Genomic DNA, 13,164 nt, shown 5'->3' with positions numbered 1-13,164 from the left:
GCCTGTGCCTCAGTCTTGCCTCGAAGCCGGAGCGCCGCGTGCGGCCGGTCCAAGAGGCGGGCATTGGTGCGCCCGCCTGCCGCAACCTTGTCGCCAGACGCCAACCCCGTCGCCAGACGCCTTGTGTCGAGTACGTCCATGCGAAACCTCATCCTTTCCGCAGCGCTTGCAGCCGTCGTCGCTATCCCCGGGGCGGCCCATGCTGCCAGCGACCGCTATGTGCCGCGTCCGCCCGTGCTGCTGAGCCCCGATCTGTCGGAGCCCTGGCTGCTGCAATATGCACCGGGCAAGAAGCGGCCGGTCATCTCGCAGCGCACCGTTCGCCAGCCGGTCGCGCCGGTCATGGTCTCCAGCATCACGCCGGTTCCGATCCCGCAGCAACGCGCGGCAAAGCCTGCGAGCCGGCAGTTCGACCCGGCTTTCCTGCCGGCGGTGATCGCCTATAGCGGCCCCGAAAGGCCGGGCACGATCATCATCGACACCAATGCCCGCTATCTCTATCTCGTAGAGCCCGGTGGCCAGGCCCGCCGCTATGGCGTCGGCGTCGGCAAGCCAGGCTTCGAATGGGCCGGCGAGCACCGCATCACGCGCAAGGCCGAATGGCCCGGCTGGACGCCGCCGCCGGAAATGCGCAAGCGCCGCCCAGGCCTGCCCGTTCACATGGAAGGCGGCCCCAATAATCCGCTCGGCGCCCGCGCGATGTATCTCGGCTCGACGCTCTATCGCATCCACGGCTCAAACGAGCCGTGGTCGATCGGCAAGGCGGTCTCGTCAGGCTGCATCCGCATGCGCAACGAGGACGTGACCGATCTCTACGAGCGCGTCGGCGTCGGCACACGCGTCATCGTCATGTGATCGGCGTCGCTTGCCGCGACCGGCAGGCTTTTTTATCGTCCAGATCGCGGCCGGGTTCTCACCCGGCAGCGTAGAAGACCAAGAAACGGAGGGTTCGATGGCTGGCTGGAACACGATTCGGATGGCTGCCCTGGCAGCCGCGATCACGCTGACGGCAGGCGATGCGCATGCCGAGGGGTTTTTCCGCAAGCTGTTCTCAGGCGGCTTCGACATCCAGCCCGTCGAGGCGGTTCCCGGCGCTGCCGTTCCTGCAAAATACAAGCGCCAGCGTGTGCGCTATGTCAGCGAAGAGGCGCCGGGCACGATCGTCATCGATTCAGACGCTAAGTTCCTCTATCTCGTCGAGGACGGCAACCGGGCGATGCGCTATGGCGTCGGCGTCGGCCGCGAAGGCTTCGGCTGGCAAGGCAAGGTCAAGGTTGGCCGCAAGGCGGAATGGCCCACCTGGACACCACCGCCGGAAATGCGCCAGCGCGAGAAGCAGAAGGGCCGCATCCTGCCCGCCTCAATGAAGGGCGGCCCGCAGAACCCGCTCGGCGCCCGGGCGATGTATCTCTATGACGGCGGCCGCGACACGATGTTCCGCATCCACGGCACCAGCGAGCCGTGGACCATCGGCCACAATGTGTCGTCGGGCTGCATCCGCATGGTCAATAATGACGTCTCCGATCTTTATGAACGGACGCCGGTCGGCACCAAGGTGATCGTGCGCTGACGCGCGCGACGGCCCTTCATCAGTCCCGGAGATCCGGCAGCGATCAGCCTGCCGGCTTGCGGTAGACCTTCATGAAAAAGTCGACTGCGTGCGCGACACGCTGCCGGATTTCCTCGGGATCCGGCGTCGTGATGATGCCGAAGAGCAACTTCTTGAGCACGCCGGTCTGGGCGAGTTCCATGAACTGCGACGCCGCGAGTTCGTAGTCCTCGATCTCCAGCACACCGGCTTTGGCCTGGGTCTGAAGATAGGCCGCGATCTGCTCGGCGCAGAGCGCCGGGCCGCGGCCGTAGAATTCCGCGCCGATCTCCGGCATGCGATTGACGATCGAGAACACGGTGCGCATCGCCCGCACATAGTAAGGCCGCGTCAGGATCTCGACGAGCCGCGTTCCGCAATCCGTCAACACCGCCACGACGTCGTGATTGTCGTGGTCGAGCTGGATGACGCTGAACAGTTCCTCGCGCTTCTCGGTCGAGATCAGTTCGACGAAGAGATGCTCCTTATCCTCGAAATAGACATAGAGCGTCCCCTTGGACACCCCGGCGACGCGGGCGATGTCGTTCATGCTCGCCGCGTCGAAGCCCTTTTCGAGAAAGACGGCCCGCGCGCCGTCCAGGATCTGCCTGCGCTTGCGCGGATCATGTCCGGCGGCACCCTGGTCGCCGACCATCAGCTCGGCTTCGGCACTGATCACGTCCTTGTCCTCTCTGCCGCACTCGCGGCCATTGATGTCCATCGAGCGGATTCGGCTTTGATCGTGCGCAACGCTAGCAAAAACATTCTCCCCCACCAACCGCGATGAAGGCCATACGAGCCAGCTGCGTAGAAAAAATGACCGAACCGTTCAGTTCGATCTTGATTTAGGCGTACTGCTCCGCTAAATCAAGCCGCAACTGACCGAACCGTTCGGTCAATGACTTTCTTCAAGGAGCGGGCCATGGCCAAAATCGCCCTCGTCGAGGACGCCGGAGATACCGGATCGAGCGATCTGGCACCCGTGCAACGTAAGACTGCCGAAGCACCGACTTCCCCCACGCCCGCGGCGCCCCCCGTCCATGAGCCTGCCGCCGCGCCCGTCGCGCAGCAGCCGCCTGCGCCGGCCACGAAGCCGCCGGCAAAGGGCGGACGGCGCCGCTTCATTCTTGGCGCCGTTGCGTTGGTCGCGATCGTCGCCGGCAGCTATTACGGCCATGAATGGTGGACGACCGGACGCTTCATGGTCTCGACCGACGACGCCTATGTCGGCGCCGATTCGTCCGTGGTGGCGCCGCGCATTGCCGGCTATGTCGCCAATGTGACCGCGGTCGACAACGCCTCCGTCAAGGCCGGCGATCCGCTCGTCTATCTGGACGATTCGGATCAGAAGGTCGCCATCACGGCGGCCGAGGACCAGATTGCCTCGCAGCAGGCCGCGCTTGACCGCATCGACAAGCAGATTGCCGCCGCGAAGACCGCCGTCGATCAGGCCAAGGCGTCGATTACGTCGGCCGATGCTGACCGTGAGCTGGCAGTTGCCGATTTCAATCGCGCGACGCAGCTCAATGCGAGCCAGTTCGCCAGCAAGCAGTCCGTCGACCAGGCCAAGGCGACCAACGACAAAGCCGCAGCCGCGGTCGAAGCGGCCAAGGCGGGCCTCGCATCTGCCGAGGCCAATGTCGATGTGCTGACCGCCCAGCGCGTTGAAGCCGAACGCCAGCTCGACCAGTATCGCACCGCGCTCGACCAGCGGAAGCTCGATCTCGACCGCACGATCGTCCGCGCGCCCTTCGATGGCGTCGTCGGCAATCGCGCGGTTCAGCCAGGCGAGTTCGTCGCCGCGGGCCAGCGTCTGCTGGCTCTGGTGCCGCTGACCGAAGTCTATATTGACGCGAACTTCAAAGAGACGCAGCTCGCCGGAATCCGGCCGGGCGCGGTCGCCCATGTCACCGTCGATGCCGCCGACGGCGAGGGCTTCGACGGCAAGGTGGTGAGCGTGGCGCCGGCATCCGGCTCGGTGTTCAGCCTGCTGCCGCCCGACAACGCGACCGGCAACTTCACCAAGATCACGCAGCGCGTGCCGGTTCGCATCGCTGTGCCGGCATCGGCTATCGCCGGCGGAGCACTGCGCCCCGGTCTTTCTGTCACCGTCGAGATCGACAAGCGCACCGGACAGGGCGCCGTCGCCAACTGACGCGAGAATCCTCCTGCGGGAGGAAGCGAGACCCTCCCCCGGGAGGTAAAGGAGAGGGGAAACATCCGCGGTCCCTACCCCGGCGGCTGTTTCCCCTCTCGACTTTGACAAACCGTTCACAAGAACGCCGGAAAGGCCGCTCGCCGACCGCCGACGCGAATTCCGGAGCGCCTGCCATGGCCGGACCAGCAGCATTCGAACAGCCCGTGATGACGCCGCGCCGCATCCTCGGCTTCGTCGCCATGTGCGTCGGCATGTTCATGGCGATTCTCGACATCCAGATCGTTTCGTCCTCGCTGGCAGAGATCCAGGCCGGCCTCTCGGCGTCCTCGTCCGAGGTTTCCTGGGTCCAGACCGCCTACCTCATCGCCGAGATCGTGATGATTCCGCTGTCCGGCTTCCTCGGACGGGCGCTCTCGACGCGGTATCTGTTCGCCATCGCGGCCGGCGGTTTCGCCATCACCTCGATCGGCTGTTCGACCGCGAACACGATCACCGAGATGATCATCTGGCGCGGCCTGCAGGGCTTCATCGGCGGCGGCATGATCCCGTCGGTGTTCGCGGCCGCCTTCACGATCTTCCCGAAGAACCGTCAGGCCATGGTTTCGGCGATCGTCGGACTGATCGCGACGCTCGCGCCAACCATTGGCCCGACCATCGGCGGCTATCTCACCAACCTGTTTTCCTGGCACTGGCTGTTCCTCGTCAATGTCCTGCCGGGCATCGCCGTCACCATCGGCGTCCTCACCTGCGTCGACTGGGACAAGCCAAACCTCAAGCTGCTCGACCATTTCGACTATTTCGGGCTTGCGACACTCGCGGCCTTTCTCGGCAGCCTTGAATATGTGCTCGAGGAGGGGTCGGCCAATGACTGGTTCCAGGACGAGTCGATCGCCATCCTGGCCATCGTCGCTGTCGTCGCCGGCATCGCCTTCTTCTGGCGCGTCCTGACGGCGAAGGAGCCGATCGTCGACGTCCGGGCCTTCAACAACCGCAATTTCGCGACCGGGTCGCTGTTCTCGTTCATGCTGGGCGTCGGCCTCTATGGCCTCGTCTATCTCTATCCGGTCTATCTGGCGCGCGTGCGCGGCTATGATTCGCTGCAGATCGGCGAGACGATGTTCGTCACCGGCATCTTCATGATGATCACGGCGCCGATCGCGGGCAATCTGGCGCAGCGCCTCGATCCCCGCGTGATGATGGCCGCCGGATTGTCGCTGTTCGCGTTTTCCTGCCTCGAACTGGTGCCGATCACCAAGGACTGGGCCTTCACGGAGCTCTTCATTCCGCAGGCGCTGCGCGGTGTCGCGCTGATGACGTCGATGATCCCGGTTTCGATGCTGGCGCTTGGAACCCTGCCGCCTGAGCGGATCAAGAATGCTTCCGGCCTTTTCAACCTGACCCGCAATCTTGGCGGCGCGGTCGGCCTCGCCGTGATCACGACGCTGCTCAACGACCGTTGGGACCTGCACATCGCCCGCCTGCACGAAACCGTCACCTGGAGCAGCACGGCTGCGACCGAGCGCTTCGCTGCCCTGAGCCGCGGCTTCTCGGCCCTTGGCTCTAACGCGGAACTCGCGGCGCTGCAGATGATCACGCAGTCGGCCAAGCGCGAGGCGCTCGTGATGGCGTTTTCGGACGTCTTCCTCGTGCTCGCGGTGCTCTTCGCCGCGATCGTCCTGCTCGTTCCTTTGGCGCAGAAGCCGGCGGCACGGGCCGCGGCGGGCGGCGGCGGCGGCCATTGATGTGGCACGCATGCACGAAGTAGCGGCCGAACGACAAAGTTCGGCCGCTCCGCATTGAGATGACGGGCCCAGCGCGCTAATATTCGGTGTCCTTACGGACTGTCCTCGGCCGCCTGCCCCGTCAGGGCATGACGGCCCCAATCAACATGGCCATTTCATGGATGCTTCCGTCTCGACCCGGGCCGAACCCGCGCCGCTCGACCACGCCACCGTTCGAACCATCATCATCGGGATCATGCTGGCGATGTTTCTCGCCGCGCTCGACCAGACGATCGTCGCAACGGCGCTGCCGACGATCGGACGTGAACTCGGCGATCTCCAGAACATCTCGTGGGTGGTGACGGCCTATTTGCTGTCGTCCACGGCTGCGACGCCGCTCTATGGCAAGATCAGCGACATCCATGGCCGCCGGACGACGCTGCTCGCTGCCATCGTCATCTTCATCATCGGGTCGATCGCCTGCGCGCTGGCGCCGAGCATGTTCGCGCTCATCGTCGCCCGTTTCGTGCAGGGCCTCGGCGGCGGCGGGCTGATTTCGCTGGCGCAGACCATCACGGCCGACGCCGTCTCCCCCAAGGAGCGGTCACGCTACATGGGCTATTTCGGCATCGTCTTCGCGCTGTCGAGCGTCGCGGGGCCGGTGCTCGGCGGCATTATCTCGCAATCGGTCGGTTGGGCAGCGATCTTCTGGATCAACGTGCCGCTCGGCGCGCTCGCCTTCTTCATGACCTATAACGCACTGAAGAAGCTTCCGCGGCATGAGCGCGCCCACAAGCTCGACTATGCCGGTGCCGGGCTCCTGGTGCTGGCGGCCGTGCTGCTGCTGCTGGCGCTGAGCTGGGGCGGGGTGATCTATCCCTGGTCGTCACGCGAGATTATCGGCCTCCTCGCCGGTTCGATCGTCGCGTGGGCGCTGTTCGCCTATCGGCTGATGACGGCGCCGGAGCCGTTCCTGCCGCTCGGCGTCCTCGGCGACCGCGTCGTCGCCAGCGCGACGCTGGCCGGCTTCTTCGGCATCGGCACCATGGTCGGGCTCTCGATCTATTTGCCGCTGTTCTTCCAGTCGGTGCTGCATATGAACGCCGCCGCGTCCGGCTTTGCACTCATCCCGCTCTCGGTCGGTACCGTTGCGGGCGCGCAGACGTCCGGCCTGATCATGGCCCGCGTGCGCCATTACAAGCGGGCGCCGATGATCGGCCTCTCGATCAGCATACTCGCGATGATCGTCCTCACGGTCACGGCGGGGCAACTGCCGATGTTCGGCATGGAGATCGTGCTTGTCGTCGTCGGTGCCGGGCTCGGCACGCTGTTTCCAGTCACCGTCGTCGCGGTGCAGAACGCGGTCGCGCCGCATCACATGGGCACGGCCACCGGCACGGTGAACTTCATGCGCGCCCTCGGCAGTGCCATCCTGGTGGCGACGTTCGGCGCCATCTTCCTGGCCGGCGTCGGCGCGACCGGCGGCGTTTCCGTCGAGAGCCTCATCGCCAGCGCCGGGTCCAGCATCTCGCTCGCCGACGCCTTCCGCGGGATCTTCGCCGCAGCGACGGGCTGCATCATCATCTCCTTCTTGCTGCTGCTCCTGATGGAGGAGCGGCCGCTGCGCGGTGGCGAGCGCCCGACGACGGTGGTGCTCGACTGAGTTCGCAGCGACGCTGATCCGTCTCAGGCGACACCGATCCGCAAGAGATCATGCATGTGCAGGATGCCGAGCGGGCGGCCATCCTCGACCACGAAGAAGGCGGTGATCCGCGTCGTGTTGAGGAGATCGATCGCGGTGCCGACCAGCATGTCGGGCGGGATCGTCTTCGGGGCGCGGGTCATCACGGCCTCGACCGGGCGCGACAGGAGGTCGGGACCGATGTGACGGCGGAGATCGCCATCGGTGACGATGCCGACCAGGCGGTTCGCGCCATCGACGATGCCGACGCAGCCGAAACGCTTCGCCGACATTTCGCCGATCGCATCGCCCATCAGCGTCCCCAGCGGCGCGAGCGGCATCGCCTCCCCCGCATGCATCACCGCGGTGACGAAATGCAGGCTGGCGCCGAGCTTGCCGCCGGGATGGAACAGACGAAAATCCTGCGCCGTGAAGCCATGCGCCTCGAGGAGAGCGATGGCGAGCGCATCGCCGAGCGCAAGCTGCATCACCGCCGAGGTCGTCGGCGCCAGGCCATGCGGGCAGGCCTCCTCGGCGCGTGGAAGCAGAAGGACATGGCTCGCGTGACGGGCAAGCGAACTTTCCGGGTTGGCGGTGATCGCGACGAGCGGGTTCCTGAAGCGACCGGCATATTCGACGATTGGCCGCAGCTCGGCAGTCTCCCCCGACCAGGATAGCGCCAGGATGACATCGTCCGCCGCCGCGACCATGCCGAGATCGCCATGGCTCGCCTCCGCGGCATGGACGAAAAAGGCGGGTGTGCCGGTCGAGGCCAGCGTTGCCGCGATCTTGACGCCGACATGGCCGCTCTTGCCGACGCCGGTAACGACGACACGGCCCTTCGCGGCGCGGATCAGACTTACGACGGCGGCGAAATCCGCCGCGAGATCGCCGGCCAGCGCCCGCGCCAGTTCGGCAAGGCCGGCCTGCTCGCTCGCGACCGTGCGGAGTGCCGAAGCGACCGCGTCGATGGCCGGCGCCTCACCGGGCGTCTGATCCTCGCCCGCTTTGGTGCCTTGTCGCTCGGAACCCATGCCGTTCTCCGCACTCAACCCGTTCATCGAAGCGATCGTGTAGCACGCGCGCCGGCGAAAATCGCCAGCCGCTGGAAAGCGCCCATGACAACCTTCTCTTAACCAAGCCCGTTTACATTTCGGAAACCATAAAGCCGGGCCGGGAGTGGCCTGAAGCCGTGCTGGCAAGGACACGACAAGGCCGATGCGCGTCATCCACCGGACCCTTCTGTCGGCGACGCTGATCGCGGCGCTTGCACCGATGTCGGCGGCGCGCGCGCAAAGCGTCGCGAACGGCAGCGGGCCGGGCATAGCCTTCGACACCAGCGACGATTTCTCCTCGCTGCGCGGCACCGATTCCGGCCAGCCGGTCGAGATTTCGAACCAGCAGGGCATCGACGCCACCGACGACAACCTGACGACAACCACCCCCGATCTGGCAGAAGATGGCAAGGTCACGCGCGTGCAAGGCGTGCAGCCCGTGACCGGCAATGAGGACGATGGCCCCGCCAAGCGCAGCAAGACGTCCGATGCGCGCGACGAGACGGCTTATGATCCAACCGGCATCCGCGTGGGCAGCTTCATCCTGTTGCCGGCGGTGGAACTTAGGGGCGGCTATACCTCGAACGCGGCGCAATCCTCGACAGGCGGACCCTCGGGCACGCTCACCATCGCACCGGACATCCTTTTGAAGTCCGACTGGGCCTCGAACGAATTCCAGTTTCGCCTGAAAGGTGACTACGAGTATTTCACCGACACGAGCGTCAAGCCCGATTCCAACCTCTATGTCGAGGCCAACGGCCGGATCGACCTGCCACGCGACTGGGCGCTGAGGCTGAAGGCGGACTACATCTACGACACCCAATCGAGCAGCCAGTTCGGCTATCCCGAGGGTGTCCAGAACCCGCCTGGCATCAACACCTACGACGCCGGCGCAACGCTTGATGGCAGCGTCGGGCGAACCGTCCTGCAATTGCGAGGCACGGCAACCTACACCGGCTACGACCCGCTTCAGGTCGACAACGTCGCGGTGACGCAAGCCTATCTCGACAACACGCTGATCAACACCGCGGCCCGCATCGGCTATCAGTGGACACCGACCATCGCACCCTTCGTCGAGGCTGAGATTTCCAACCGGCTCTTCGAAAATCCGAACGATCCCTCCGGCTACAGCCGCAACAGTCGCGGCATCACGCTGCGCGGCGGCATTGCCTATTCGGCCGATCCGATCCTCAAGGGCGAGATCGCGCTCGGCTGGAGGCACGAAACCTACGACGATTCGCGGTTTGCGCCCTTCGACCTGCCGACCATCGACGCCTCGTTGATCTGGTCGCCCTCGCCGCTGACCCAGGTCGCCTTTGTCGCAGCGACTTACGTCGACCCCGCGACCGACATCAATGCGTCCAGCACCATCGTCTACGATCTCGGCCTTTCGGTGGAACGCTATGTTCGTCGCAACTTCACGCTCGCGGCGGATGTCGGCTGGCAGCACCAGCATTATATCGACGCCGACGTGAACGAGATCACTTATGAAGCCGGCATCCAGGGCACCTGGAAGCTGAACCGCGAAGCCTGGATCGTCGGTCGTCTCGAGCAGCAATATTTCGCCAGCGCAGTCGAGGGCGGCAGCTATCCGACCACGACAGCCACGATCGGGCTTCGTCTGCAGCGATGACTGGCGCTGCGATGCTTTGCCGTGTCATCTAGCAGACATGATTTTCGGCGAAGGTAAGCCATCATGGCATTCAACCATCGTAAGACCGTCACCTTCCGCCTCGCACAGACCGCGCGCGCCGCACGCGGCCGCTCGGGCAGCCACCTCGTGCGCATTGGCCTGCACCCTGGCCAGGAGAGCGTTCTCAAGGCGCTCGCCGAGCAGGATGGGCTGTCGATGAGCCAGCTCGCGCAGACGCTTTCCGTGCAGCCGCCCACCGTCACCAAGATGGTGAGCCGGCTGGCGGTGCAAGGCTATGTCGAAAGGCGCGCCTCGAAGGGCGATGGCCGTCAGGCCCATGTCTTCCTCACCACCCAGGGCAACGAGACGATCGCCGATGTCGATCGCGGCTGGAAGCGGCTGGAAAAGGAAGCGCTCGCCGGCATCGACGAAAAGGATGTGAAGCGTCTGCGCAAGCTTCTGCGCCAGATCGAGAAGAACCTCTCGATCACCGCCGAGGAGCCTGACGAGCCGGTCGAGGACGAGATCGAGGAAGCGGCCGCCGAGCCGGCGATCGAAACCGCCTGATCGGCAAGCCGCGCCGAATGGCCGCGTGCCGCGGCGGGCGCGTCATCCTATAAAGGGTGCCCGTCACCGGACGATAGCGCCGACACCCTTTTCGCGCGTCGTCCTGCGCCCTGGAAAGCCTTGTCCCCTTCGCGCAATATTCCGGCCCGCAGCTTCGTGGCGCTCGCCATCATGGTGGCGCTGCTGAACAGTACGGCCGCTTCGCCGCTCTATGGCGTCTATCGGGCCCGCTGGTCTCTCGATACCTTCACCATCAGCGCCATTTTCGCCGTCTATGCTGGCGGCACGCTGCTGGCGCTGCTCATGCTCGGTCGCCTGTCCGACCGTCTGCGCGATCGACGCGTGGTCATCGGAGCCGCGCTGCTGGTCGTCATCGCGGGGGCGCTGGTCTTCGGAACCGCCACCGATATCCATGCCCTGTTCATCGGGCGCTTCCTCGCCGGCATCGGAACGGGCGCGGTAACGGGCGCCGCGAATGCCGCGCTGATCGAACTCGATCCCCGGCTCGACACACGCCGCTCGGCGGTATTGGCGACATCGGTGTTCACGATCGGCTGCGCGGTTGGTCCGGCCATATCGGCGCTGTGCCTGGCGCTCGACGTCGATCCGCTGCGCCTGCCCTTCCTGATCATCGCAGCGCTGGCGGCGGCCGCTCTTGCCGGACTTGTCATCGCGCCGTGGCGGCCCATCCGTCTTGCTGCGCCGATCGAGCAGGCCGCACCGTCCGCCGCCACCGCGCCCCGGGCGCCGCGACTTGCCGCCTTCGCCATCGCCGCCGGGTCGGTGTTCATCGTCTGGTCGGTCGGGTCGAGCTTCGCCTCGCTGGGGCCGAGCTTCGTGCACGAATTGCTGCATCTGCCCTCGATGGCCGCCGCCGGGCTGATCGTCACCGTGTTCCAACTCGTCGGCGGCCTCAGCCAGATGGCCTCAGGCCGGATTTCATCCGATCGGGCGCTGATCGGCGGCACGGTGATCGTCGCGGTCGCGACCTTGGGCTGCCTGATCACGATCGAAGTGGCGAGCCCGACCGGCTTCGTCCTGGGAACGGTGCTGATCGGAATCGGCTATGGCGCGGCCTTTGTCGGCGCCGCGGGCGTCGTCAACCGCATCGCCCCACCCGACAAGCGCGCGACCTTCGTCTCGGCCTTCTATGTGACGGCCTATCTGGCCAATTGCCTGCCCGTTCTGTTGCTCGGCCGGCTCGGCGACCTTTTCGGCCTCGCCGGCGCTTTCCTGGCGCTGACGGTGTTCACCTGCCTTGCAACGCTGGTCCTGGTTCCCGCCGCTATCATCGTTCTGCAGCCTGGCCGGAGCCGCCGAAGGGCTTCCTGAGGAAGCTAATCCGGTAGCTTGGTCACAAACCGAATCCCACAAGGCGCCTGATCGAGACGACTCATTTCGTCTGAGAGGCGGCACTGTTCATATCCGGAAATATAGGGTACACCCCTACCCTATGTCGCACCTCTCATCGAACAAGGATCCGCTGCTCGCCCGCATTCGGCGGATTGCCGGGCAGATCGCTGCCGTCGAGCGCGCCGTCGCTGGCGATGCCGGCTGCGCGGCTGTGCTGCATCAGGTGGCGGGGGTGCGCGGGGCGCTCGACGGGCTGATGGATGAGCTCATCGCCGATCACATCCGCGAGCATGTGGCGAAGCCCGGACTCGACGACGCCGCGCGGACAGCTGGCGCCGATGAACTGATCACGGTGATCCGTCGCCACGCCCGATAGGCGCGCTTCGGAGCGAGGAGAACGTCATGAGTTTCGACGGCGAATTCGACGAACTGACACATGACCATGTGTTCCTCGGCAGCCGGCACGACGAAAACGCGCGGCGGACGCTCTGGGTGGTGGCGATCACGGCTATCATGATGGCTGCCGAGATCATTGCCGGCTACGCGTTCAATTCGATGGCGCTGCTCGCGGACGGCTTTCACATGGCGACACATGCCGGGGCGCTCGGGGTCGCCGCGCTCGCTTACGGCTTTGCCCGTCGCCATGCGCGCGACCCGCGCTTCACCTTTGGGACCGGCAAGGTCGGCGACCTCGCCGGTTTCGCGTCAGCGCTCGTTCTCGCCCTCATCGCGCTCGGCATCGGCGTCGAATCCGTCCTGAGGCTTATGCAGCCCGGGCCGGTTGCCTTTGGCGAGGCAACGGTCATCGCGGTGGTCGGTCTCGGGGTCAATTTCGTCAGTGCGCTGCTGCTTGCCGGCAGTCATGAGCATGGGCACCATCACGGCCACGGGCATGACCACGCGCACCACCATGCCGGTCATCATGAACATGACGGCGAGGATCATGATCATCCCCATGCCGCCCATGACGAGCGCGACAACAATCTGCGCTCGGCTTTCGTGCATGTGCTGGCCGACGCGCTGACCTCCGTGCTCGCGATCGCGGCGCTGCTCGCGGGGCGCTATCTCGGGCTGGTCTGGCTCGACCCGGTGATGGGCATTGTCGGCGCCGTGGTGATCGCGGTCTGGTCGTGGTCGCTGATCCGGGAAACGGCAGCGGTGCTGCTCGATCGCAGCGATCCGGGGATGGAGGCGGCTCTGCGCGACCGCGTTCTGCCGCGGACGACGCAACCGGGACGGCCGGCACTGCGCCTGACCGATCTGCATGTCTGGCGCGTCGGTCCGGGCGCGCATGCGGCGATCGTCAGCGTCGCGGGCGATGTCGAGGCGGCAGATATTCGCCGCCGCCTCTCGGGCATGCACGGCCTCGCCCATCTCACGGTGGAGACGCGCCCGGCCGCCTGAGCGA

At 65.6% G+C, this 13,164-nt stretch carries 12 protein-coding genes; 10 read left to right on the top strand and 2 right to left on the bottom strand.

Annotation, left to right across the window (positions count from 1 at the left end):
- Positions 1-138: 138 nt before the first annotated feature.
- Complete coding sequence (locus tag LB518_RS00305) at positions 139-855, top strand: L,D-transpeptidase (protein WP_224571752.1); 717 nt, start codon at positions 139-141, stop codon at positions 853-855.
- A 97-nt stretch (positions 856-952) separates the two neighbouring features.
- Positions 953-1,570: a L,D-transpeptidase gene (locus tag LB518_RS00300; protein ID WP_224571750.1), complete on the top strand. Its 618-nt coding sequence runs from the start codon at positions 953-955 to the stop codon at positions 1,568-1,570.
- 43 nt (positions 1,571-1,613) lie between these two features.
- On the opposite strand, the gene LB518_RS00295 is transcribed toward LB518_RS00300, so the two are convergent.
- Entirely contained in the window at positions 1,614-2,267 is a 654-nt protein-coding gene (locus LB518_RS00295; protein WP_224571749.1) for a TetR/AcrR family transcriptional regulator, read from the bottom strand.
- A gap of 243 nt (positions 2,268-2,510) precedes the next feature.
- Here LB518_RS00295 and LB518_RS00290 point away from each other — a divergent pair, with 243 nt between their 5' ends.
- The 3 genes from LB518_RS00290 (at position 2,511) to LB518_RS00280 (ending at position 7,130) form a co-directional block, all read left to right on the top strand.
- A complete protein-coding gene (locus LB518_RS00290) occupies positions 2,511-3,743 on the top strand; it encodes an HlyD family secretion protein (RefSeq protein ID WP_224571747.1) in 1,233 nt (410 codons plus the stop codon).
- Positions 3,744-3,919: 176 nt separating this feature from the next.
- On the top strand, positions 3,920-5,488 hold the full coding sequence (locus tag LB518_RS00285) for a DHA2 family efflux MFS transporter permease subunit (RefSeq protein ID WP_224571745.1): 1,569 nt from the start codon (positions 3,920-3,922) through the stop codon (positions 5,486-5,488).
- Positions 5,489-5,645: 157 nt separating this feature from the next.
- Positions 5,646-7,130 carry an MDR family MFS transporter gene (locus LB518_RS00280; protein ID WP_224571743.1) on the top strand — a complete coding sequence of 495 codons (1,485 nt, stop codon included), beginning with the start codon at positions 5,646-5,648 and terminating at the stop codon, positions 7,128-7,130.
- Between the two features lie 23 nt (positions 7,131-7,153).
- Here the strand turns inward: LB518_RS00280 and LB518_RS00275 are convergent, their stop codons facing one another.
- Positions 7,154-8,182 carry a KpsF/GutQ family sugar-phosphate isomerase gene (locus tag LB518_RS00275; RefSeq protein ID WP_224571741.1) on the bottom strand — a complete coding sequence of 343 codons (1,029 nt, stop codon included), beginning with the start codon at positions 8,180-8,182 and terminating at the stop codon, positions 7,154-7,156.
- A 184-nt stretch (positions 8,183-8,366) separates the two neighbouring features.
- Here LB518_RS00275 and LB518_RS00270 point away from each other — a divergent pair, with 184 nt between their 5' ends.
- The 5 genes from LB518_RS00270 to dmeF all read left to right on the top strand — a co-directional run bounded on the left by LB518_RS00270 (position 8,367) and on the right by dmeF (position 13,160).
- Positions 8,367-9,836 carry an outer membrane beta-barrel protein gene (locus tag LB518_RS00270; protein ID WP_224571739.1) on the top strand — a complete coding sequence of 490 codons (1,470 nt, stop codon included), beginning with the start codon at positions 8,367-8,369 and terminating at the stop codon, positions 9,834-9,836.
- 63 nt (positions 9,837-9,899) lie between these two features.
- The gene (locus LB518_RS00265) at positions 9,900-10,403 is read left to right on the top strand and encodes a MarR family winged helix-turn-helix transcriptional regulator (protein WP_224571737.1); all 504 of its coding nucleotides are present in this window, start codon (positions 9,900-9,902) and stop codon (positions 10,401-10,403) included.
- Positions 10,404-10,523: 120 nt separating this feature from the next.
- On the top strand, positions 10,524-11,735 hold the full coding sequence (locus tag LB518_RS00260; protein WP_224571735.1) for an MFS transporter: 1,212 nt from the start codon (positions 10,524-10,526) through the stop codon (positions 11,733-11,735).
- Between the two features lie 121 nt (positions 11,736-11,856).
- On the top strand, positions 11,857-12,132 hold the full coding sequence (locus tag LB518_RS00255) for a metal/formaldehyde-sensitive transcriptional repressor (RefSeq protein ID WP_224571733.1): 276 nt from the start codon (positions 11,857-11,859) through the stop codon (positions 12,130-12,132).
- A gap of 26 nt (positions 12,133-12,158) precedes the next feature.
- A complete protein-coding gene (gene dmeF, locus LB518_RS00250) occupies positions 12,159-13,160 on the top strand; it encodes a CDF family Co(II)/Ni(II) efflux transporter DmeF (RefSeq protein WP_224571731.1) in 1,002 nt (333 codons plus the stop codon).
- The last annotated feature ends 4 nt before the right edge of the window (positions 13,161-13,164 follow it).

Origin of the sequence: Mesorhizobium sp. BR1-1-16, from assembly GCF_020165495.1 — a bacterium.
Lineage (GTDB): Bacteria > Pseudomonadota > Alphaproteobacteria > Rhizobiales > Kaistiaceae > Kaistia.
Note: the sequence above shows the minus strand (reverse complement) of the source record. Positions and strands in the feature narration are given on the sequence as shown.

What these genes read in the sequence shown, in the direction of transcription:
- LB518_RS00300 (WP_224571750.1), top strand. Translation starts at nt 953, where the DNA reads ATGGCTGGCTGGAACACGATTCGGATGGCTGCCCTGGCAGCCGCGATC.
- LB518_RS00270 (WP_224571739.1), top strand. Translation starts at nt 8,367, where the DNA reads ATGCGCGTCATCCACCGGACCCTTCTGTCGGCGACGCTGATCGCGGCG.
- LB518_RS00305 (WP_224571752.1), top strand. Translation starts at nt 139, where the DNA reads ATGCGAAACCTCATCCTTTCCGCAGCGCTTGCAGCCGTCGTCGCTATC.
- LB518_RS00275 (WP_224571741.1), bottom strand. Translation starts at nt 8,182, where the DNA reads ATGGGTTCCGAGCGACAAGGCACCAAAGCGGGCGAGGATCAGACGCCC.
- LB518_RS00290 (WP_224571747.1), top strand. Translation starts at nt 2,511, where the DNA reads ATGGCCAAAATCGCCCTCGTCGAGGACGCCGGAGATACCGGATCGAGC.
- LB518_RS00265 (WP_224571737.1), top strand. Translation starts at nt 9,900, where the DNA reads ATGGCATTCAACCATCGTAAGACCGTCACCTTCCGCCTCGCACAGACC.
- dmeF (WP_224571731.1), top strand. Translation starts at nt 12,159, where the DNA reads ATGAGTTTCGACGGCGAATTCGACGAACTGACACATGACCATGTGTTC.
- LB518_RS00285 (WP_224571745.1), top strand. Translation starts at nt 3,920, where the DNA reads ATGGCCGGACCAGCAGCATTCGAACAGCCCGTGATGACGCCGCGCCGC.
- LB518_RS00255 (WP_224571733.1), top strand. Translation starts at nt 11,857, where the DNA reads ATGTCGCACCTCTCATCGAACAAGGATCCGCTGCTCGCCCGCATTCGG.
- LB518_RS00280 (WP_224571743.1), top strand. Translation starts at nt 5,646, where the DNA reads ATGGATGCTTCCGTCTCGACCCGGGCCGAACCCGCGCCGCTCGACCAC.